Source organism: Saccharopolyspora flava, assembly GCF_900116135.1.
GTDB classification, from domain to species: domain Bacteria; phylum Actinomycetota; class Actinomycetes; order Mycobacteriales; family Pseudonocardiaceae; genus Saccharopolyspora; species Saccharopolyspora flava.
The window spans coordinates 296353-317661 of the sequence record NZ_FOZX01000001.1; the positions used below are offsets into that span (position 1 = coordinate 296353).

15 protein-coding genes are annotated in these 21309 nt (G+C 70.6%); 6 read left to right on the forward strand and 9 right to left on the reverse strand.

Annotated features, from left to right (window positions below; translation table 11 throughout):
* Positions 1 to 168: 168 nt before the first annotated feature.
* The gene (locus BM424_RS01280; RefSeq protein WP_093414520.1) at positions 169 to 777 is read right to left on the reverse strand and encodes a LysE family translocator; all 609 of its coding nucleotides are present in this window, start codon (positions 775 to 777) and stop codon (positions 169 to 171) included.
* 95 nt (positions 778 to 872) lie between these two features.
* On the opposite strand from BM424_RS01280, the gene BM424_RS01285 reads away from it, so the two are divergent.
* A complete protein-coding gene (locus BM424_RS01285; protein WP_093413062.1) occupies positions 873 to 1376 on the forward strand; it encodes an Lrp/AsnC family transcriptional regulator in 504 nt (167 codons plus the stop codon).
* 175 nt (positions 1377 to 1551) lie between these two features.
* On the opposite strand, the gene BM424_RS01290 is transcribed toward BM424_RS01285, so the two are convergent.
* Both BM424_RS01290 and pyk read right to left on the reverse strand, forming a co-directional pair.
* Complete coding sequence (locus BM424_RS01290; RefSeq protein ID WP_093413063.1) at positions 1552 to 2496, reverse strand: acyl-CoA thioesterase; 945 nt, start codon at positions 2494 to 2496, stop codon at positions 1552 to 1554.
* A gap of 67 nt (positions 2497 to 2563) precedes the next feature.
* Complete coding sequence (pyk, locus tag BM424_RS01295; protein ID WP_093413065.1) at positions 2564 to 3985, reverse strand: pyruvate kinase; 1422 nt, start codon at positions 3983 to 3985, stop codon at positions 2564 to 2566.
* Positions 3986 to 4125: 140 nt separating this feature from the next.
* On the opposite strand from pyk, the gene BM424_RS01300 reads away from it, so the two are divergent.
* Positions 4126 to 4410 carry a VanZ family protein gene (locus BM424_RS01300; RefSeq protein WP_245775532.1) on the forward strand — a complete coding sequence of 95 codons (285 nt, stop codon included), beginning with the start codon at positions 4126 to 4128 and terminating at the stop codon, positions 4408 to 4410.
* Here BM424_RS01300 and BM424_RS01305 read toward each other — a convergent pair.
* Positions 4388 to 5053 (reverse strand): DUF2461 domain-containing protein, encoded by a 666-nt coding sequence (locus BM424_RS01305; protein WP_093413068.1) that lies wholly within the window; start codon positions 5051 to 5053, stop codon positions 4388 to 4390. The two genes, BM424_RS01300 and BM424_RS01305, sit on opposite strands and share 23 nt — an antisense overlap.
* A 127-nt stretch (positions 5054 to 5180) precedes the next feature.
* On the reverse strand, positions 5181 to 6002 hold the full coding sequence (locus BM424_RS01310; RefSeq protein WP_093413069.1) for a bifunctional allantoicase/(S)-ureidoglycine aminohydrolase: 822 nt from the start codon (positions 6000 to 6002) through the stop codon (positions 5181 to 5183).
* 246 nt (positions 6003 to 6248) lie between these two features.
* Here BM424_RS01310 and BM424_RS01315 point away from each other — a divergent pair, with 246 nt between their 5' ends.
* Both BM424_RS01315 and BM424_RS01320 read left to right on the forward strand, forming a co-directional pair.
* Positions 6249 to 8621 carry a LuxR C-terminal-related transcriptional regulator gene (locus BM424_RS01315; RefSeq protein ID WP_093413071.1) on the forward strand — a complete coding sequence of 791 codons (2373 nt, stop codon included), beginning with the start codon at positions 6249 to 6251 and terminating at the stop codon, positions 8619 to 8621.
* Positions 8622 to 8750: 129 nt separating this feature from the next.
* Positions 8751 to 9548 carry a transglycosylase SLT domain-containing protein gene (locus tag BM424_RS01320; protein ID WP_245775533.1) on the forward strand — a complete coding sequence of 266 codons (798 nt, stop codon included), beginning with the start codon at positions 8751 to 8753 and terminating at the stop codon, positions 9546 to 9548.
* Positions 9549 to 9612: 64 nt separating this feature from the next.
* Here BM424_RS01320 and BM424_RS01325 read toward each other — a convergent pair whose 3' ends face one another.
* Positions 9613 to 10305, reverse strand: a complete 693-nt coding sequence (locus BM424_RS01325; protein WP_093413072.1) for a FadR/GntR family transcriptional regulator — start codon at positions 10303 to 10305, stop codon at positions 9613 to 9615.
* Between the two features lie 170 nt (positions 10306 to 10475).
* Here BM424_RS01325 and BM424_RS01330 point away from each other — a divergent pair, with 170 nt between their 5' ends.
* Both BM424_RS01330 and BM424_RS01335 read left to right on the forward strand, forming a co-directional pair.
* Positions 10476 to 11864, forward strand: coding sequence for a GntT/GntP/DsdX family permease (locus BM424_RS01330; protein ID WP_093413074.1), 1389 nt, complete (start codon positions 10476 to 10478; stop codon positions 11862 to 11864).
* A gap of 215 nt (positions 11865 to 12079) precedes the next feature.
* Positions 12080 to 14374, forward strand: a complete 2295-nt coding sequence (locus tag BM424_RS01335) for a HelD family protein (RefSeq protein WP_093413076.1) — start codon at positions 12080 to 12082, stop codon at positions 14372 to 14374.
* Between the two features lie 3 nt (positions 14375 to 14377).
* Here BM424_RS01335 and BM424_RS01340 read toward each other — a convergent pair whose 3' ends face one another.
* The 3 genes from BM424_RS01340 to gltB all read right to left on the reverse strand — a co-directional run bounded on the left by BM424_RS01340 (position 14378) and on the right by gltB (position 21300).
* Positions 14378 to 14878, reverse strand: coding sequence for a hypothetical protein (locus tag BM424_RS01340; RefSeq protein WP_093413078.1), 501 nt, complete (start codon positions 14876 to 14878; stop codon positions 14378 to 14380).
* Positions 14879 to 15254: 376 nt separating this feature from the next.
* Complete coding sequence (locus BM424_RS01345) at positions 15255 to 16757, reverse strand: glutamate synthase subunit beta (protein ID WP_093413079.1); 1503 nt, start codon at positions 16755 to 16757, stop codon at positions 15255 to 15257.
* Complete coding sequence (gltB, locus tag BM424_RS01350) at positions 16750 to 21300, reverse strand: glutamate synthase large subunit (protein ID WP_093413081.1); 4551 nt, start codon at positions 21298 to 21300, stop codon at positions 16750 to 16752. The genes BM424_RS01345 and gltB overlap by 8 nt, the downstream gene beginning before the upstream one ends.
* Positions 21301 to 21309: the final 9 nt, after the last annotated feature.

Here is a 21309-nt window from a genome sequence, read left to right on the forward strand (position 1 = left end):
TCGGTCCCCAACACGGATTACCGCCGTAATCGGGGACCCGATTACCGGAGTATTCGGGTACCCAACACGGAATACCGCCGTAATCGGGGACCGGAATACGGCGGTAATCGGGGACCTGAATACCGGAGTAGTCGGGGTGGGAGGGGTCGGGTGGAGGGGTGGGGTGGGTCAGCCGAGAGCGATGGAGGTGGCCATGGCGAGGAGGGCGCCGCCGCAGGTGCGTTCGAAGACCTTGCGGCGCTTGGGGTTCGCGAGCAGAGCGGCCAGCCTGCCGACCGACGGGACCACGATCAGCCACCACACCGCGAAGGCCGACACCGCGACGGTGCTGAGCAGGGCGGCCTGCTGCATCGGGGCGGCTTCGGGGTCCATCGCCTGCGGCAGCAGCGTCAGGAACGTCAGCATGACCTTCGGGTTGAGCACGTCGGTGAGCAGTCCGCGCAGGAACACCGACCGGCCCGAGCGCGGCTGCTCCACCACGGCCCCGGCCGGGCTCGCACCGCCGCCGCGCAGCATCTGCAGCGCCATCCACGCCAGGTAGGCCACGCCCAGGCCCTTCACCACGAACAGCGCCGCGGGCACGGTCGCGACCAGCGCGGACAGGCCGAGCGTGGCGGCGGTGGCGTGCAGCAGCAGTCCGCAGGTCACGCCGGCCGCGGCCAGCCAGCCGTAGCGCCGGCCGCTGGCGGCGTTGCGGGTGACCACGACGAAGTCGGGGCCGGGGATCAGCACGATCACCAGCAGCGCCAGCAGGAACGACCCCCAGGCGATGTGCACGGCGAGCTCCTTGGGTAGAACGTCGGGGAGGTGGATGCGCACATCCTCCGCCGATGGTTCGCCGGTTTTCGAGCTCGCACGTAAGATGTTCGGTCATGAGCGAATCCGTCGAACTGGATTCGGTGGACTGGCGCATTCTGGAGGAGTTGCAGAACGACGCGACCCTGCCGAACCGCGCCCTCGCCGACCGGGTCGGGCTGGCACCGTCGAGCTGCCTGCAACGAGTCCGCAGGCTGCGGGAACAGGGAGTCATCACCGGGTCGCACATCGACGTCGACCCGGCCGCCACGGGACTGGCGCTGGAAGCGGTCGTGGCGGTCAACGTCCGGCCGCACACGCGCCCGATCGTCGATCAGTTCCGCGAGTTCGTCATGGCCCAGCCGGAGACCCGCTCGCTGCTGCACGTCAGCGGCCAGGCCGACTTCCTGCTGCACGTGGCCGTCGCCGACACCAAGCACCTGCAGGAGTTCCTGGTCGACCGGCTCGCGGCCCGCACCGAGGTCCGGAACTTCACCAGCTCCATCGTCCTCGAACAGCTCCACACCAGGGCGCTCACGCCCCCGAAGAACCTCCGACCCAAGCGCCGCAGGCGCACCTGACCAGGGGAAGTTCTCATGAGAACTGCGCCCCACCACGAAACCGAAGATCCCTCGGAAGAACACCCTTCCCACGCCTGAGGAAGTCCCGTTCTCGATGTGGTGGTGGGGAAGTTTTCATGAAAACTTCCCCACCACCACATCGAGAACGGAGGGGTCCAGGTCGTCGGGAAAGGGGTCAGTCGTTGACCCGGAGAAGTCCTTCCTGGACCACGGTGGCGACGAGGGTGCCGTCCTGGGCGAAGAAGCGGCCGGTGGCGAGGCCACGACCGCCGGAGGCGCTCGGCGAGGCGCAGTCGTAGAGGAACCACTCGTCGGCGCGGAACCGGCGGTGGAACCACATCGCGTGGTCCAGGCTCGCGCCCACCACGTTGTCCAGGCCCCAGTAGACGCCGTGCCGCGCGAGCGGCGCGTCCAGCAGCGTCATGTCCGAGGCGAAGGCCGCGATGCACACGTGCAGCAGGTCGTCGTCCGGCACCGCCAGCACGCCGTCGGCGCGCATCCACACCTGGTTGCGAGCCTCGCGCGGGCCGTTCTCGCGGCTCACCCACGGCGGCTCGGTGACGTAGCGGACGTCGATCGGCCGCGGCTGGGCCGGGCCGAGCTTGGGCAGCACCTCGCCGATGCGCTCGCCGAACGTCGGCAGCGACTCGGGGTCGGGGACGTCGGGCATCGCCTCGGCGTGGTCGATGCCGCCCTCGTCGACCTGGAACGACGCCGACAGCGAGAAGATCGTCTTGCCGCGCTGCAGCGCGACCACCCGGCGGGTGGTGAACGACCGGCCGTCGCGGGTGCGGTCGACCTCGTAGACGATCGGGATGCTCGGGTCGCCGGGCCGGATGAAGTACGCGTGCAGCGAGTGCACCCGGCGCTCCTCCGGCACCGTGCGACCGGCCGCGACCAGCGCCTGCCCGGCGACCTGGCCGCCGAACACGCGGATGGTCGAGGTGGCGGGACTGACCCCGCGGAAGATGTTCTCCTCGATGCGCTCCAGGTCCAGCAGGGCCACCAGGCTGTCCAGCACCGGTTGACCGTGCGGCATGCCGTTCACGTCGAGCGGGACCTCGCCCTGCAGGTGGGTACCGGTCGGGTCGGCTGCCGCGGCCCTGGCCGCTTCGGTCACTGCGCGCTCCTAGGTTCGTGCGCCTGACCGGCCGGGCGGGAGCTCGTGGCTCCCGCCCGGAGGCCGATCAGACGTGGTCTTCTTCTCCCAGCCGGTGCACGCGGATGAGGTTGGTCGAACCGACCGTGCCCGGGGGCGAACCGGCGACGACGACCACCATGTCGCCGCGCTGCGACCGGCCGAGCGACAACATCGCCTGGTCGACCTGCCGCACCATCTGGTCCGTTGTGTCCACCTTAGGCACCAAGAACGTTTCCGTCCCCCAAGTGAGAGCGAGCTGACTCCGCACCGACTCCTCGGGAGTGAACGCCAGCAGCGGCAGCCGGGTGTGCAGCCGCGCGAGGCGCCGCACGGTGTCGCCGGACTGCGTGAAGGCGACCAGGGCCTTGGCGTTGAGGCGCTCGCCGATGTCGCGCGCCGCGTAGGAGATCACGCCGCGCTTGGTGCGCGGGACGTGGCTCAGCGGCGGCGGGGTGGGCGAGCCGGACTCCACGGCCTCGACGATGCGGGCCATGGTCTGCACGGTCTCGATCGGGTAGCGACCGACGCTGGTCTCGCCGGAGAGCATCACGGCGTCGGCGCCGTCGAGAACGGCGTTGGCGACGTCGGAGGTCTCGGCGCGGGTCGGGCGCGAGTTCTGGATCATCGAGTCCAGCATCTGGGTGGCGACGATGACCGGCTTGGCGTTCTCCCGCGCGATCCGGATCGCCTTCTTCTGGACCAGCGGGACGTGCTCGAGCGGGAGCTCCACGCCGAGGTCACCGCGGGCGACCATGACGCCGTCGAAGGCCAGCACGATGGCCTCGAGGTTGTCCACCGCCTCGGGCTTCTCCAGCTTCGCGATGACCGGCGCGCGGCGGCCGACGCGGTCCATCACCTGGTGCACCAGGTCGATGTCGGCGGGGCTGCGCACGAACGACAGCGCGATGAAGTCCACGCCCAGCTCCAGGGCGAACTCCAGGTCCTCGATGTCCTTCTCGGACAGGGCAGGCACGGAGACGTCCATGCCCGGCAGGGAGATTCCCTTGTTGTCGGAGACGGGACCGCCCTCGGTCACCTCGCACACGACGTCGTTGTCCTCGACGGCGGTCACGACCATCGCGACCTTGCCGTCGTCGACCAGCAGCCGGTCGCCCTTCTTGGCGTCCTCGGCCAGGCCCTTGTATGTGGTGGACACCCGGTCGTGCGTGCCCTGCACGTCTTCGACCGTGATGCGCACGACGTCGCCGGTGCGCCACTCGACCGGTCCGGCTGCGAACTTCCCGAGCCGGATCTTCGGTCCCTGCAGGTCTCCGAGGATGCCCACGGCGCGGCCGGATTCCTTGGCCGCGGCCCGGACCATGTCGTAGACCTGCTGGTGGTCGGCGTGGCTGCCGTGGCTGAAGTTCAGCCGGGCGACGTCCATTCCGCTGCTGACGAGCTCGGCCATCTTCTCCGGAGTGGAGGTGGCGGGGCCCATGGTACAAACGATCTTGGCTCGTCGACTCACATCATGCCAGCGTAGTCCTTCATCACCTGGGTGCAGCACTCAGCCACGCTCCACATTCCTGATCGGGTATTTCGTTGCTGGATCATTACAGAAAGCAGCTCAGGCGGCTTCCGCTTGTTCTCGCCGTCGTCGCGAGCTGGGTGGTGCTGTTCACCCCCGAGTCGGGTGTGCCCAGCGCCCCTCCGGGCACCGACAAGGTGGTGCACTTCGTCCTCTTCGCCGCGCTGGCGATCACCGCGCGGATCGCCGGCGCGCGCACCGCGTGGCTGCTGCCGTCACTGGCCGGCTACGCGGTGCTCTCGGAGCTGCTGCAGGGCGCGCTGCCGATCGGGCGCAGCTGCGAGGCCCTCGACGCGGTCGTCGACATCGCGGGCGCGCTCGTCGGCTGGGCGGTGCTGCGGGTCAGCGCCGCTTCTTCTCGGTGACGCCGATGTGATCGGCGCACCACTGGTTGAGCTCGCGGACCTCGTCCCAGGACTCGCGGACCCGCTGCAGGCAGGTGCGCTCGTGCAGGGCGTCGTCGGGTTCCCAGGAACGCGCCGCGTAGAGCGTCTTGTGCCGCAGCAGGTCGAGCCTGGGGTGGTCGGCGTCGAAGCCTCGCGGCCGGGTCCGCAGCACGGTCCCGGTGATCTCCCAGCCCCGCTCGGCCAGGTCGTCGAGGAGCTTCCGCAGCCGCTCGCCGTGGACGTCGGTGTCCACCGCGGTCCGGAAGCGGGCGAGCTGGTCGGACTCGGTGTGGAAGCAGCCGCCGGCGACGAGCATCCCCTCCGGGCCGACCTCGACGTAGTAGGCGCCACCGCCGCGTCCCTGCTCGATGACGGCACCGCAGTGGGTCTTGTACGGCGACTTGTCGCGGGCGAACCGCACGTCGCGGAACGGCCGGAACACCTTGCCCTTGCCGAACTTGGGACCGAACTCGGGCTCGAGCTCGGCCAGCAGCGCCTCCATCGGCGTCCGGACGTGCTCGGCGTAGAGCCGCTGGTTGTCCGCCCAGTAGGCCTTCGAGTTGTCCGCCTGGAGTCCCTCGAAGAACTCGACCGCCCCGTCACCGAAACCCTCGAACCGCACACCCCGATCCTAGATCGTCCCGACGCGCAGTTTTCATGAAAACCTCCCCCACCCACGGTCGGGACGGTGGTGACAGTTTTCATGAAAACTTCCCTGTCCCTGGGGGTGATGGTGTTCGGGGTTGGGGTTAGGTGAGGCGGATTTGGCGGTTGACGTCTTTGTAGAGGAGGTAGCGGAAGGGGTGGGGGCCGCCTGCGTAGCAGGCTTGGGGGCAGAAGGGGCGGAGCCACATGTAGTCGCCTTCTTGGACTTCGACCCAGTCGTTGTTGAGGCGGTAGACGGCTTTGCCTTGCAGGACGTAGAGGCCGTGTTCCATGACGTGGGTTTCGGCGAAGGGGATGGTGCCGCCGGGTTGGAAGGTGACGATGTTGACGTGCATGTCGTGGGCGAGGTCGTCGGGGTCGACGAAGCGGGTGGTGGCCCAGGTGCCGTCGGTGTCGGGCATGGGCGTCGGGGTGATGTCCTGCTCACGGGTGACGAACGAGGCGGGCACGTCGATGCCGTCGACGAATTCGTAGGGCTTGCGGACCCAGTTGAACGTGGCGTGGCCCGTGCCGGGGTTGGTCAGCGACCAGGTCGCGCCGGGCGCGAGGTAGGCGTACCCACCGGGCTCGACCACATGCACCACGCCGTCGACGGTGAGCCGCAACGTTCCGGCCATGAGGAACACGACGGACTCGACACCGGCCTCCGGCTCCGGGCGATCGCTGCCGCCGCCGGGGGCGACTTCGACGATGTTCTGGGCGAAGGTGGTGGCGAACCCGGTCACGGGCTTGGCCAGGATCCAGGCGCGGGTGTTCTGCCAGCCGGGGAAGTTGCTGGTCACGATGTCGCGCAGCACGCCGCGCGGGATCACGGTGTAGGCCTCGGTCACGATCGCCCGGTCGGTGAGCAGATCGGTCTGCGGCGGCAACCCACCGGCAGGCGCGAAGTACGACGGCTCGCTCAACTCCAGCTCCCCACTCGCTTAAACATTTTGTTGAATTCATCGTCGAGCTTAGGCACCCGAGGCCGATTCCGGAAGCCCTCCAGCAGACCCTCCGCGCACCCGGATCGCCACCCCGGAACCCCCGTCCGAGTGGAGCGCGCGACTACCGCGCGTCGGCTGATCTTCGAAGTCCGCCCGAACGAGCTACAGCGCCCACCCGGATCAAGATCCCAGGTCAGCGGACGTTTCGCGAGCTAAGCTCGAATCGTGGTCTCCACTACCAACGCCCGCGCGGGCGAGTCCGCGGGCAACCTCCCGGCCGACGTGACGAGCTTCGTCGGCCGGCGTCGTGAGATCACCCTCACCAAGCGGCTGTTCTCCGAGGCCCGCGTGGTCACCCTCACCGGGCCGGGCGGCGTCGGCAAGACGCGGCTGGCCGTGCGCGTGGCGAACAACATGCGCCGCACCTTCCGGGACAAGGCCTGGTTCGTCGAGCTGGAGAACCTCGACGACGGCGCGCTGGTCCTCGACGCCGTCATCGAGCAGCTCAGCCTGGGCGGGCCGTCCTCGGCCGCGAGCCTGGAGACGATCGTCGACCAGCTCAAGAACCGCGAGATGCTGCTGGTTCTGGACAACTGCGAGCACGTCATCGAGGATGTCGCGCTGCTGGTCGACGCGCTGATGCGCTGGTGCCCGGGCGTGCGCGTGCTGGCCACCAGCAGGCAGTCGCTGGGCGTGGCCGGCGAGTCCACCGTCGTGGTGCCGCCGATGCAGGTGCCCGACCCGGAGCACCTGCCGCCCGCCGACGCCGTCGAGCAGTTCTCCTCGGTCCGGCTGTTCGTCGACCGCGCCAAGGCGGCCGTGCCGGAGTTCGAGGTCACCGCCGACAACGCGGACGCGCTGATGCGGTTGTGCCACCACCTCGACGGCAACCCGCTGGCCATCGAGCTGGCCGCGGTCCGGCTGCGGTCGCTGTCGCTGCAGCAGCTCGAGGAGCGCATCGCCGAGCGCTACGACCTGCTCACCGAGGGCCGTCGCGGCGCTCCCCCGCGCCAGCAGACGCTGCGCGCGCTGATCGACTGGAGCTACGACCTCCTCGACGAGCGGGACCGGCGGGCCTGGGCGCGGATGTCGGTGTTCTCCGGCAGCTTCGACCTCGCCGCCGCCGAGCACGTCGCCGGGGAGGGCAAGGGCGTGGACGTCCTCACCGCCGTGCACTCGCTGGTCGACAAGTCGGTGCTGATGCGCGAGGAGGGCGGCGGCGAGGTCCGCTACCGGCTGCCGCACACGCTGCGCGACTACGGCCTGGCCAAGCTCGCCGAGTCCGGCGAGACCGGCAAGGTCCGCCACCGGCACTGCGCGTTCTTCGCCGAGCTCGCCGCGCGGTTCGCCGAGGAGTGGATCGGGCCGGAGCAGCCGGCCTGGGTGCAGCGGCTGCGGCACGAGCAGGACAACCTGCGCACCGCGCTGCGCCACGCCGCCGAGAGCCCCGAGTCCGGCGGGACGGCGCTGCGCCTGGTCACCGACCTCTGGCAGTACTGGGGCATCCGCGGCCTGAACACCGAGGCGCGGCACTGGCTGGACGAGGTCCTCGACAACACCCCGCGCGACCTGCCGGAACGGGCGCGGGCGCTGCGGATCAGCGCCTGGTTCTCGCTGCTGCAGGGCTACCTGGACAAGGCGCTGCCGAAGCTGGAGCGGGCGACCGTGCTGGCCACCCAGCGCGGCGACGAGGTCGAGCGCGCCTACCTGACGCTGCTGCACGGTCTCGTCGCGTTCTTCCAGGACGACCAGCGCCGCGGCGCCGACCTGGTGAGCGAGGCGCTGGAGAAGTTCCGCCGGGTCGAGGTGCTGGCCGGGGAGCTGTGGTCGCTGCACGCGCTGGGCCTGATCAAGGGCATGGGCGACGACGCCGAGGGCGGTCTGCGGCTGCTCTCCGAGTGCATCCAGCTGTCCACCGAGCACAGCGAGCTGTACTGGCGCTCGTACGCGCAGTGGGCGACCGCGCAGGTGCAGATGAGCCGGGATCGCGCCGACCGCGCGGAGAACTCGGTGAAGGAGGCGCTGCGGTTGCAGCGCGAGCTCGACAACCGGCTCGGCATCGCCTTCAGCCTGGACACGCTGGCGTGGATCGCGCACCGGCAGCAGCGCTTCGGGCGCGCGGCCCGGCTGCTGGGCACGTCCTCGGCGCTGTGGGACGCGGTCCGCTCGGCGCCGGGGTTCTGGGCGCGCTTCGCCGGCGACCACGACCAGCACCTGATGCAGATCCGCACGGCCCTGGGGCCGGAGGCGTTCGACGAGCACTACGAGCGCGGCCGCGAGATGTCGCTGGGCCACGCGGTGGACTACGCGCTGGAGATCAAGCGGCACGGCGGCAGGCGCGCGGCGTCGAGCGCGGAGTCCGCCGAGGACGAGGTGCACCCGATGCCGCTGACCCGCCGGGAGCGGCAGATCGCCGATCTGGTCGCCGAGGGGCGCACCAACAAGGACATCGCCGAGAACCTGGTGATCGCGCAGCGGACGGTCGAGGGGCACGTGCAGAACATCCTGACCAAGCTCGACTTCACCTCCCGCGCGCAGATCGCGGGGTGGGTCGCGGGGCAGCGCTCGGGTGACGGAGCCGACAGTCGCGCCCTGTAACGTTCTTGCCCTCTATCACAACGAGTAGCCAAAAACGTTCTTGTGGACGTCCAAATGGCTCAATCTAGGTAGTCGACCCCGTAGAAACCACCATGCAGGGTGACTCTCCGTTCCGGAGTCTGGTTCCTCGTGACCCCCGACGAGACGAAGAACCCCGACCAGATCATCCCCGACACCCCGCAGGACCGGAAGACCGGTTGGCACCGTTGGGAGAGGACGGTGCCCTTCGGCAGCCGGCTGCGCGCCACGTTCCTCGGCGAGCCCACCGACCGCGCGCACCGCGTCGCCCCCAAGGTGCGGTCGCTGCAGGTCGGCGCCGCCGTCGCGGCGTTCGGCGTGCTGGGCGTCTTCACCGCCGCCGCAGGTGGCGACGACGTGAAGACCGAGTCCGCGCCGGTCCACCAGGCCGCCGAGATCGCTCCGCTGGCCGTCCCGGCTCCGCAGGCGCCCGCCCCCGCGCCCGCTCCGGTCGTCCTGCCCCAGGCGCCCGCCCCGGCTCCGGCCCCGGCCGCCGCCCCCGCTCCTGCTCCGGCGGCTGCCCCCGCCCCGGTTCAGGAGGAGAAGCCGAAGGACCAGATCGACGCCTGGATCAAGGAGGCCGTCAAGGTCCTGGAGGCCAACGGCGTCAGCCGCGATCAGATCGACCAGGACGCCATCCGGACGATCATCATGAAGGAGTCCAACGGCAATCCCGGCGCCACGAACAACTGGGACTCCAACGCCGCGGCCGGCACCCCGTCGATCGGTCTGATGCAGACCATCGAGCCGACCTTCGAGTCCTTCGCGCTGCCGGGCCACCAGGACATCTACAACCCCGTCGACAACATCATCGCCGCCACCCGCTACTCGATCGACCGCTACGGCTCGCTCTCCGACGTGCCGGGCATCGCGGGTCTGCGCTCCGGCGGCAGCTACCAGGGCTACTGATCCCTCCCCCAGGCGAATCCCCCGCGTCCACCCCCGAGGTCGCGGGGGATTTTCTTGCGCGCGGTCAGCTCTCCAGACCGGAGAGGGTGCCCTCCAGGGCTTCGGCGACCAGTTCGCGCATGGCCCACTCGGCGCGGACGCGGTCTCCGGCGCGGATGCACTCGGCGATCTCGCAGTGCAGCCGGACCGCGACCGGGCGCGGGTGCACCGGCATCAGCCCGTGCCCGGCGCGCCACCGCAGCAGCTCCTCGACGACCTCGTGGAGCTGGGCGAACATCTCGTTGCCGGAGGCGGTGAGGATCAGCCGGTGGAACTCGACGTCGGCGTCCATGAACGCGTCCAGGTCACCGGCGCGCGAGGTCGCCACCATCCGCTCGGACAGCGCCACCAGCCGGGCGACGTGGTCGTCCTCGGCCCGGTCGGCGGCGGCCGCGGCGGCCACCGGCTCGACGGCGGTGCGCAGCTCGGCGAGGGTCTTGAGCTCGCCGGAGCGGTCGGCGGCCAGCCGCCAGCGGATCAGCGCGGGATCGAAGCTGTTCCACTCCTCGCGCGGCCGGACCACGATCCCGACCCGCTTGCGGCCCACGACCAGCCGGATCGAGGCCAGCGTGCGCACGACCTCGCGGGCGACGCTGCGGGAGATGCCGAACCGCTCCTCCAGCTGCTCGATGCGCAGCACGCTGCCGGGCACGTGGGCGCCCTCGGCGATCTCCTGGCCGAGCACCTCCAGCACCTTGCCGTGCAACCCGCCGCCCATCCGCCCACGCTCCTTCGCCGGTGAAAAACGCGCTCAACCGGTTCCCGAGAGTAGGGGCCGAACCCGGGTGACGGGTGTAACAGTCATACTTAATCGGTCAGGATAAGAAAAAAGTATGACTTAATGCTTAGGCTGTGGCGCGCACCAGCTGCTCAACGAGGAGCCCCTCCATGCTTTCCAGCCTCTCCGTCCCGCTCGCCCAGGCCGCGACCTGGTCGGCGCAGGACACCCGCCTGCTGAGCGCCGCCGTCGCGGGCATCGCCGTGATCGTCGTGCTGATCAGCTGGGCGAAGCTGCACCCCTTCCTGTCCCTGGCGCTCGGCGCGACCACGCTCGGCGTGGTGGCCGGGATGCCCTTCGGCGACCTGGTGGACACCTTCACCGAAGGCCTCGGCAAGACCGTCGGCGACGTCGGCCTGCTGGTCGCGCTCGGCGCGATGCTCGGCAAGCTGCTCACCGACAGCGGCGGCGCCGATCGGGTCGTCGAGACCGTCATGCGCCGCACGACCGACAAGACGCTGCCGTGGGCGATGGTGTTCATCGCCGCGCTGCTGGGCCTGCCGATGTTCTTCGAGGTCGGCGTCGTCCTGCTGGTCCCGGTCGTGGTCATGGTGGCAGCCCGGACCGAGCAGCCGATGCTGAAGGTCGGCATCCCCGCGCTGGCCGGGCTGTCGATCCTGCACGGTCTCGTCCCGCCGCACCCCGGTCCGCTGGCCGCCGTCGACGCGCTGCACGTCGACCTCGGGCTGACGCTGGCGCTGGGCGTCGTGGTGGCGATCCCGACCGCGATCGTGGCGGGCCCGGTGTTCGGCTCGTTCATCGCCAAGCGCGTCGACCTGCCGCCGGCCACCCACCTGCTGGGCTCGACGCCGCAGCGGGAGGAGCAGGCGCACCGGCCGAGCTTCTTCGCCGCGGTGGCGATGCTGCTGCTGCCGGTCGTGCTGATGCTGTGCAAGTCGGTCGCCGACCTGACGCTCGCCGAGGGCACGCTCGGCTACACGATCCTGGACACCATCGGCACGCCGGTCGTGGCGATGATGCTGACGGTGCTGATCGCCATCGTGGTGCTCGGCCGCGGCGCCCGGTTCTCCCGCAACCGGCTCTCCGAGGTGGTCGGCGGTTCGCTGCCGGCGATCGCCGGGATCATCCTCATCGTCGGCGCGGGCGGCGGTTTCAAGCAGACGCTGGTCGATTCCGGCGTCAACGACGTGATCACCGACGTGGCGGCCGGGGCGAGCCTGTCGCCGCTGGTGCTGGGCTGGCTGATCGCGGTCGGCATCCGGGTCGCGACGGGATCGGCGACGGTGGCCACGATCTCGGCCGCCGGCATGGTCGCCCCGCTGGTCGCGGGCCTGCCGCCCGCCCAGGGCGCGCTGGTCGCCCTCGCCATCGGCTCCGGCTCGCTGTTCCTCTCGCACGTCAACGACGCCGGCTTCTGGCTGGTCAAGGAGTACTTCGGCATGACGGTCGGCCAGACCCTCAAGACCTGGTCGGCCATGGAAACGATCCTCTCGGTCGTCTCCTTCGCCGTCATCCTCCTCCTCTCCACCGTCGTCTAGACGGCGAGAACCGCAGGTTTCATCGGGTCAAAACCTGCGGTATTCGACCGGTCAAAAACCGCGGTATTCGTCGGGTCGAATACCGCGGTTTTTGACGCGCGCACGGCGAGCGGGGGGCGGGAGCGCGGCGGACGTGGGGTGGGGGGCGCGGTATATTGGCTGGTCGGGCCTTGGGGGTCCGGTTGTTCTGTCCGCGCCTGGTTTGAGGTGGCTCATTGTCCGACGCCCGAGTTGATCGGGAGACCGTCCGCGCCGAGGAGATCGCGGCCGAGCAGCGCTACCTGAACGTGCTGTACGGCAAGCTCGACGACCTCCGAGCGGAGACCACCCAGCGGCTCAAGGCCACGCTGCGCGACAGCGGAGGACCGCCGCAGGCGCGCACCGAGCGCGACATCTCCACCCGCATGTACACCGACAAGCTCACCCAGCTCAGCGCCGTCGAGCACGGCCTGTGCTTCGGGCGCCTGGACCTCGACAGCGGCGAGACGTTCCGCGTCGGCAGGCTCGGCCTGTTCGACGAGGACAACGAGTACGAGCCGCTGCTGCTGGACTGGCGCGCCCCGGCCGCGCGGCCGTTCTACCTGGCCACGGCCGCCGCGCGGGACGGCGTGCGCCGCCGCAGGCACCTCAAGACCAGCTGGCGCAAGGTCCTGGACTACGAGGACGAGATCCTCGACCTCGACGCCGCCGAGCAGGGCAGCGACCTGGGCCTGGCCGGTGAGGCGACGCTGCTGGCGCGGCTGGACGCCCGCCGCACCGGTCAGATGCAGGACATCGTCTCCACGATCCAGGCCGAGCAGGACCGCATCATCCGCGCGGGCATGAACGGCGTGCTGGTCGTGCAGGGCGGTCCGGGCACCGGCAAGACCGCGGTGGCGCTGCACCGCGCGGCCTACCTGCTCTACACCTTCCGCGAGCAGCTGTCCAAGCGCGGCGTGCTCGTCGTCGGCCCGAACCCGACGTTCCTGCACTACATCGGCCAGGTGCTGCCGTCGCTGGGCGAGACCGGCGTGCTGCTGTCCACTGTGGGCGGTCTGTATCCCGGGATCACCGCCACCGCGACCGAATCCGCGCGCACCGCCGAGATCAAGGGCCGGGCCGACATGACCGGCGTGCTCACCGCCGCCGTGCGCGACCGGCAGCAGGTGCCGCGCGACCACGTCGAGGTGACCTTCGACCGCGAACCGCTGTTCCTCAAGCGCAAGGACGCCACCGCCGCGCGCACCCGCGCCCGCCGCACGCGCCGCCCGCACAACCTGGCCCGCAGGGTGTTCCAGGACGAGATGTACCGGTCGCTGACGCTGCAAGTCGGCGAAAGGCTGGGTCTGGAGCTGCTGGACCGGCGCGACCTCGACGAGATCAACGCCGAGCTGCGCGGCGACCCGGCCGTGGCCGGCGCGCTGGACGAGCTGTGGCCGGAGATGACGCCGCATCGGCTGCTCGACGAGCTGCTGAGCTCGCCGGAACGGCTGGCCACCGCCACCGCCAAGGTCCTCGCCGACGACGAGCGCGACGCGCTGCTGCGCCCGGCGGGCGCGCCGTGGACCCCGGCCGACGTCCCGCTGCTCGACGAGCTCGCCGAGCTGCTCGGCGAGGACGACGCGGCCGCGCGCGCCGAGCAGGAGCGCCAGGAGCGCGAGGAGCTCGCCTACGCCCAGGGCGTGCTGCACATCATGGAGCAGGACGAGGAGATCGCCGACGAGGAGCGGCTGCGGGTCTCCGACGTCCTCGACGCGGAGCTGCTGGCCGAGCGCTTCCGCACCCGCAGCGACCTGTCCGCCGCCGAGCGCGCGGCCGAGGACCGCACCTGGACGTTCGGTCACGTCATCGTCGACGAGGCCCAGGAGCTCTCCGAGATGGCGTGGCGGGTGCTGATGCGCCGCTGCCCGAGCCGGTCGATGACGCTGGTCGGCGACGTGGCGCAGACCAGCGCGCTGGGCGGCACGAGCTCGTGGGACGCGGTGCTCAGCCCGTACGTGCAGGACCGCTGGAAGCTGGCGGAGCTGACGGTGAACTACCGGACCCCGGCGGAGATCATGGACGTCGCCGCCGAGGTCCTGTCCGACATGGACACCGACCTGGAGCCGCCGCGGTCGGTGCGCACCACCGGGAACCCGCCGTGGTCGCAGCAGATCGCGACCGAGGACCTGGTTTCCGAGCTCCCCCAAGTGGTTTCGGAGGAGTTGGCGGAGGTCGAGGACGGCAGGCTGGCGGTGCTGATGCCGCCGGAGCTGCTGACCGAGATCGGCCCGCGGCTGGCGGAGTCCCTGCCGGAGGCGGTGGTCGGCACCCGGCCCGACGACCTGGAGTCGCCGGTGGTGCTGCTGACCGTGGACGAGGCCAAGGGCCTGGAGTTCGACGCGGTCCTGCTGGTCCGCCCGGAAGCCGTGACCGAGGAGTCCGACCGCGGTCTCAACGACCTCTACGTGGCCCTGACCCGCGCCACCCAGCGCCTCGGCATCGTCCACTGCGACGACCTGCCGCCGTCGCTGGCCCGCTCCTTCGAGTAGACCTCAGCGCAGCACGGGCGCCGCGTACTGCTGCAACACCTGGGTGAGCTGCGCGCTGGACTCGCGGAGGTCGGACGTGTCGATCAGGCGGTAGCCGGTCCAGCCGTCGTTCTGGAACATCCAGCCCTGCGGCACACCCGGGTTCAGGCCGCCCTGCGTCCACACCACCAGGTAGGAGGCGGTGTTCCGGTCGTCGCCGGGCTTGCGCAGCGTCGTCACCGAGACCCCGGCGACGTACTGCCAGCCCAGCGCCACCTTGACCCTCTCGGCCGGGTGCTCGATGAGGATGCCGCGCTCGTCGATGCGCATCGTCAGCCGCCGCAGGTTCTTGATCAGCAGCACCAGGCCCGCGATGACGCCGATGGGCGCCAAGAAGAAGATGCCGTGGATGCGCACTCCCTCATCGCTGGTCAGTCCGCCGACGAGCATGACCGTCCCGAGCACGCCGAGCGCGATCAGGACCAGCGGCGGGATCAGGTTGCCCCGGTTCTTGTGGAAGTCCACGCGTTCTCCCCATCCATTGTGGACACTCAAAGGCCGTTCACGACCCGGGAGAAGACCCTAGAGATCAACACCGTGCGACGAACCCGATTCCCCGCGAAACTCCCGTGAACTACCCCACGTCCCCACCTCCACAACCCGACACACCACCCGAATCCGGTCACGGGGACCCGGAATACCGCCGTAATCCGTCAACGGAATACCGCAGTATTCGGTCCCCAACACGGATTACCGCCGTAATCGGGTACCCGATTACCGGAGTATTCGGGAACCCAACGCGGAATACCGCCGTAATCGGGGAGCGGAATACCGGAGTAATCCGGTCCCCGACGGCGGGGTGGGGTCGGGTGCGGGGTGAAAGTGATTGGGGTGGAGGGGTTCAGACCGCTAGGGGGAGGGCTGTGGGGTGGACCGGGTTGGGGAGTTCGGACGTGCCCATGAGGTGGGTGTCGACGGCGTGGGCGACCGAGCGGCCCTCGGCGATGGCCCAGACGACCAGCGACGCGCCGCGGTGGGCGTCGCCGCAGACGAACACGCCCGGAGCGGTGGTCTCCCAGTTCGAGCCGGACCCGATCGTGCCGCGCTTGGTGAGCTCGATGCCCAGGCCGCCCAGCAGCGGCATGTGCTCGACGCCCTCGAACCCGATCGCCAACAGCGCCAGGTCGCAGGGCAGCTCCTCGACCTCGTCGGAGACCGGAACCACCTGGCGGCGCCCGTTCTCGTCACGTCGGACCTGAACCTGGCGCAGCCGCACCGCGCGCACGTTGCCGTCCTCGTCGCCGACGAACGACTCGATCGCCACCGCGAACTTGCGCTCCCCCGCTTCCTGGTGCGCCGGGTAGGTGCGCAGGATGTAGGGCCAGGTCGGCCACGGCGAGAGGTCGTCGTCGCGCTCGGTCGGCGGCTGCGGGTAGTTGTCCAGCTGCGTCACCGACAGCGCGCCCTGCCGGGTCGCGGTGCCGTAGCAGTCGGCGCCGGTGTCGCCGCCGCCGAGGATGATGACGTGCTTGCCCTCGGCCGAGATCGGCGACGGGCCGTCGCCCTCGACCTCCTTGTTGGCCGGCACCAGGTGCTCCATCGCCAGGTGCACGCCGCCGAGCTCGCGGCCCGGGATGGTGGTGTCGTCGCGGCCGCGCAGAGCGCCCACCGCCAGCACCACCGCGTCGTACCCGGCGCGCAGGTCCTCGACGGTGAGGTCCGCGCCGACCTCGCAGCCGGTGATGAACTTGGTGCCCTCGTCGCGCATCTGCGCCAAACGCCGGTCCAGGACGGACTTCTCCATCTTGAACTCGGGGATGCCGTAGCGCAGCAGGCCGCCGATGCGGTCGTCGCGCTCGTAGACGGTCACCTCGTGGCCCGCGCGGGTCAGCTGCTGGGCGGCGGCCAGCCCGGCCGGGCCCGAGCCGACCACGGCGACGCGCTTGCCGGTGTGCTCCTCCGGCGCGCGCGGCGTGACGTAGTCGTTCTCCCAGCTGACCTCGGCGATGGTCTCCTCGACCCGCTTGATCGCCACCGCTCCCCCGGCCTCCGGCGAGATCGCCAGCACGCAGCCGGCCTCGCACGGCGCCGGGCACAGCTTGCCGGTGAACTCCGGGAAGTTGTTGGTGGCGTGCAGCCGGTCGCTCGCGGCCTCCCACTGGCCGCGGCGGACCATGTTGTTCCACTCCGGGATCAGGTTGCCCAGCGGGCAGCCCGAGGAACCCGAGTGGCAGAACGGAATTCCGCAGTCCATGCAGCGCGCGGCCTGCGTGGAGACCTGCTCGTTGCGGTCCTCGGAGGACAGCGCCGCGTAGACCTCGTGCCAGTCGCCGAGCCGCTCGTCGACGGGGCGCTTGGGGGCCTCGGCCCGCGCGTACTTCAGAAAGCCCTTGGGGTCAGCCACGGGAAGCCTCCATGATCGCCTCGTTCACGTTCCGGCCCTCGATCTTGGCCATCCGCATGGCGTCCAGGACCCGCTGGAAATCGCGCGGCATCACCTTCGTGAACGCCGCCGAGCGACGCGGCCAGTCGCCGAGCAGCGACGCCGCCACCGCCGAGCCGGTCAGCTCGTGGTGCCGCTGCACGACCTCGTGCAGCCACTTGAGCTCCTTGGCGCCGCACGGCTTGAGGTCGACCATCGCGGTGTTCACCCGCACCGGGTCGAGGTCGAGCACGTAGGCGATGCCGCCGGACATGCCCGCGCCGACGTTGCGCCCGGTGCCGCCGAGCACGATCGCCCGGCCACCGGTCATGTACTCGAAGGCGTGGTCGCCCACGCCCTCGCAGACCAGCTGCGCACCCGAGTTGCGGACGGCGAAGCGCTCGCCGACCTGGCCGCGCAGGTAGATCTCACCGCTGGTGGCGCCGTAGCCGATCACGTTGCCCGCGATGACCTGGTCCTCGGCGCGGAACGCCGAGTCCGGGTGCGGCCGCACGACGATCCGCCCGCCGGACAGGCCCTTGCCGACGTAGTCGTTGGCGTCGCCGATCATGTCGAGCGTGACGCCGCTGGGCAGGAACGCGCCCAGCGACTGCCCGGCCGAGCCCTCCAGCTCCACGTGGATGGTGTCGTCGGGCAGGCCGTCGCCGCCGTAGCGGCGCGAGACCTCGGCGCCCAGCAGGGTGCCGACGGTGCGGTTGACGTTGCGCACCGGCAGCTGCAGCTTGACCGGGCGGGCGTCCTCCAGCGCCGCCTCGGCGAGCTGGATGAGCGTGCGGTCCAGGGCCCGGTCGAGGCCGTGGTCCTGCTCGCGCACCCGGCGGCGCACCGGCGAGTACGGGGTCTCCGGCTCGGCGAACACCGGCTCCAGGTCCAGACCGCGGGACTTCCAGTGCTGCACGGCCTTGTCGCGCTTGAGCGCCGAGACCTGGCCGATGGCCTCGTCCAGCGTCCGGAAACCCAGCTGCGCCAGGTACTCCCGCACTTCCTGGGCGACGAACTCGAAGAAGTTCACCACGTGCTCGACCTGGCCGGTGAACCGCTTGCGCAGGTCGGGGTTCTGGGTGGCGACGCCGACCGGGCAGGTGTCGAGGTGGCAGACGCGCATCATCACGCAGCCCTCGACGACCAGCGGCGCGGTCGCGAAGCCGTACTCCTCGGCGCCCAGCAGCGCGGCGACCACGACGTCGCGGCCGGTCTTGAACCCGCCGTCGCACTGCACGGTGATCCGGTCGCGCAGGCCGTTGAGCAGCAGCGTCTGCTGCGTCTCGGCGAGCCCGACCTCCCACGGCGTGCCGGCGTGCTTGAGCGAGGTCAGCGGCGCGGCACCGGTGCCGCCGTCGTGGCCGGAGATGAGCACGACGTCGGCGTGGGCCTTGGACACGCCCGCCGCGACCGTGCCGACGCCGACCTCGCTGACCAGCTTGACGTGCACGCGGGCCTGCTCGTTGGCGTTCTTGAGGTCGTGGATGAGCTGCGCCAGGTCCTCGATCGAGTAGATGTCGTGGTGCGGCGGCGGCGAGATCAGCCCGACGCCGGGCGTGGAGTGCCGGGTCTTGGCGATCCACGGGTACACCTTGTGCGCGGGCAGCTGGCCGCCCTCGCCGGGCTTGGCACCCTGCGCCATCTTGATCTGGACGTCGCTGGCGTTGACCAGGTACTCGCTGGTCACGCCGAAGCGGCCGGAGGCGACCTGCTTGACCGCCGAGCGGCGCTCGGGGTCGTAGAGCCGGTCGACGTCCTCGCCGCCCTCACCGGAGTTGGACTTGCCGCCGATGCGGTTCATCGCCATCGCCAGGACCTCGTGGGCCTCGGCGGAGATCGCGCCGTAGCTCATCGCGCCGGTGGAGAACCGCTTCATGATCTCCGAGATCGGCTCGACCTCGTCGATGTCGATCGGGTCGCGCCCGCTGTCGAGCTCGAACAGCCCGCGCAGCGTGCCGCCCTCGGCCGACAGCCGGTCGCACTCGGCGGTGTACTCGCGGTACTTGTCGTACCGGCCGGTCTTGGTCGAGTGCTGCAGCAGGAACACCGTTTCCGGCGTGAACAGGTGCAGTTCGCCCTCGCGCCGGTAGGAGTAGTCGCCGCCGACCTCGAGCTTGCGGTGCACCCGCTCGGTCGGGTTGTCCGGGTAGGCGCGGCGGTGCCGCTGCGCGACCTCCTCGGCGAGCTCGTCGAGACCGACGCCGCCGAGCTTGGAGGTGGTGCCCTGGAAGTACTTCTCGACGACCTCCTGGGAGAGGCCGACGGCCTCGAAGACCTGCGCGGCGGTGTAGGCGCCGACGGTGGAGATGCCCATCTTCGACATCACCTTGAGCACGCCCTTGACCAGCGCCTGCACGTAGTTGCGGATGGCGACCTTGGGTCGCACGCCGGAGATCTGGCCGGTCGAGATCATGTCCTCGATGGCCTCGAACGCCAGGTACGGGTTGACCGCCGCGGCGCCGTAGCCCAGCAGGGCCGCGACGTGGTGGACCTCGCGGGCGTCACCGGATTCCACGACCAGCGCGACGCGCAGCCGCTCCTTGGTCCGGATGAGGTACTGGTGCACCGCCGAGGTCAGCAGCAGCGACGGGATCGGCGCCATCCGGTGGTCGGAGTCGCGGTCGGAGAGCACCAGCACGCGCGCACCCGCGGCGATGGCCTCCGAGGCCTCGCGCTGGACCCGTTCGATGGCCTCGGCCAGAGCCGGACCGCCACCGTCCACTTCGTACAGACCGGAGAGCACCGCCGAGGAGAACCCGGGCAGGTCGCCGTCGTCGTTGATGTGGATGAGCTTGGCCAGCTCGTCGTTGTCGATGACCGGGTTGGGCAGCACGATGTGCCTGCACGACGCCGGGGACGGCGCCAGCAGGTTCTGCTCCGGGCCCATGATCCGGGCCACCGAGGTGACGATCTCCTCGCGGATCGCGTCCAGCGGCGGGTTCGTGACCTGCGCGAACTGCTGCACGAAGTAGTCGTAGAGCATCCGCGAGCGCTGCGACAGCGGCGCGGGCGGGGTGTCGGCGCCCATCGAGCCCAGCGGCTCGGCACCGCTGGAGGCCATCGGCGCGAGCAGCAGCGCCAGCTCCTCCTCGGTGTAGCCGAACGACAGCTCGCGGCGCACCACCGACTCGTGGGTGCTGACCACGTGCTCGCGGTCGGCGAGCTCGTCGAGGTTGAGCAGACCGGCGTGCAGCCACTCGTCGTAGGCGTGCTCGGAGGCCAGCTCGGCCTTGAACCGCTCGTCGTCGACGATCTCCCCGCGCTCGGTGTCGACCAGGAACATCCGGCCCGGCTGCAGGCGGCCCTTGGCCACCACCTCGGACGGGTCGACGTCCAGCACGCCGGCCTCGCTGGCCAGCACCACGCGGTCGTCGGCGGTCTGCCACCAGCGGGCCGGGCGCAGGCCGTTGCGGTCCAGCACCGCGCCGACCAGGGAGCCGTCGGTGAAGGTGACGCAGGCCGGGCCGTCCCACGGCTCCATCAGGCTCGCGTGGAACTGGTAGAAGGCCTTGCGCTTGGGGTCCATCTCGGAGTGGTTCTCCCACGCCTCCGGGACCATCATCAGCACCGCGTGCGGCAGCGACCGGCCGCCCAGGTGCAGCAGCTCCAGCACCTCGTCGAACGACGCCGAGTCCGAGCCGTCGTCGGCGCAGATCGGGTACAGCCGGGACAGCTCGCCCGGGATGAGGTCGGAGTCCAGCAGCGCCTCGCGGGCCCGCATCCGGTTGCGGTTGCCGCGAATCGTGTTGATCTCGCCGTTGTGCGCGACGTAGCGGAACGGGTGAGCCAGCGGCCACGACGGGAACGTGTTGGTCGAGAACCGGCTGTGCACCAGCGCGATCGCGCTGTCCAGCCGCTCGTCGGTGAGGTCGGGGAAGAACGCGGGCAGCTGCTCGGTGGTCAGCATTCCCTTGTAGACGAACGTGCGCCCCGACAGCGACGGGAAGTACAGCTCCGCGCCCTCCCGCGCGGCCTCGCGCTCGGCGCGCTTGCGCAGGCAGAAGGCCAGCCGGTCCAGCGCCAGGCCGGATTCGCCGCCGTTGCCCGCGACCATCAGCGTCGCGAAGTGCGGCATGCAGCGGCGGGCCGTGGTGCCCACGTCCGCGTTGTCCGGGGTGGTGGGCACGTCGCGCCAGCCCAGGACGGTGAGGTTCTCCTCGGCGGCGATGCGCTCGATCAGCGCCACCACGCGGGCGCGCTCGGCGGCGTCGGCGGGCAGGAAGGCCATGCCCGCGGCGTAGCGGCTCTCGCCGTCGGCGGTGGGCTCGGGCAGGGAGACGCCCGCGGTGGCGCGCAGCAGGGCGTCGGGCAGCTGCAGCAGGATGCCCGCGCCGTCGCCGCTGGTGGGCTCGGCACCCGCGGCGCCACGATGCTCCAGGTTCGCCAGGGCGGTCAGCGCGTCCGCAACGATTCCGTGCGAACGCCGACCTCGAATGTCGGCGACCATGGCCACGCCGCAGGAATCCTGCTCGGCGGCCGGGTCGTACAGGCCCTGGGCCGCTGGGATCGCGGAGAAGACCACTGCAGACCT

Coding starts and splice junctions, on each gene's coding strand:
- BM424_RS01285 (WP_093413062.1), top strand. CDS start 873: ATGAGCGAATCCGTCGAACTGGATTCGGTGGACTGGCGCATTCTGGAG.
- BM424_RS01325 (WP_093413072.1), bottom strand. CDS start 10,305: ATGGGCGGCGGGTTGCACGGCAAGGTGCTGGAGGTGCTCGGCCAGGAG.
- BM424_RS01330 (WP_093413074.1), top strand. CDS start 10,476: ATGCTTTCCAGCCTCTCCGTCCCGCTCGCCCAGGCCGCGACCTGGTCG.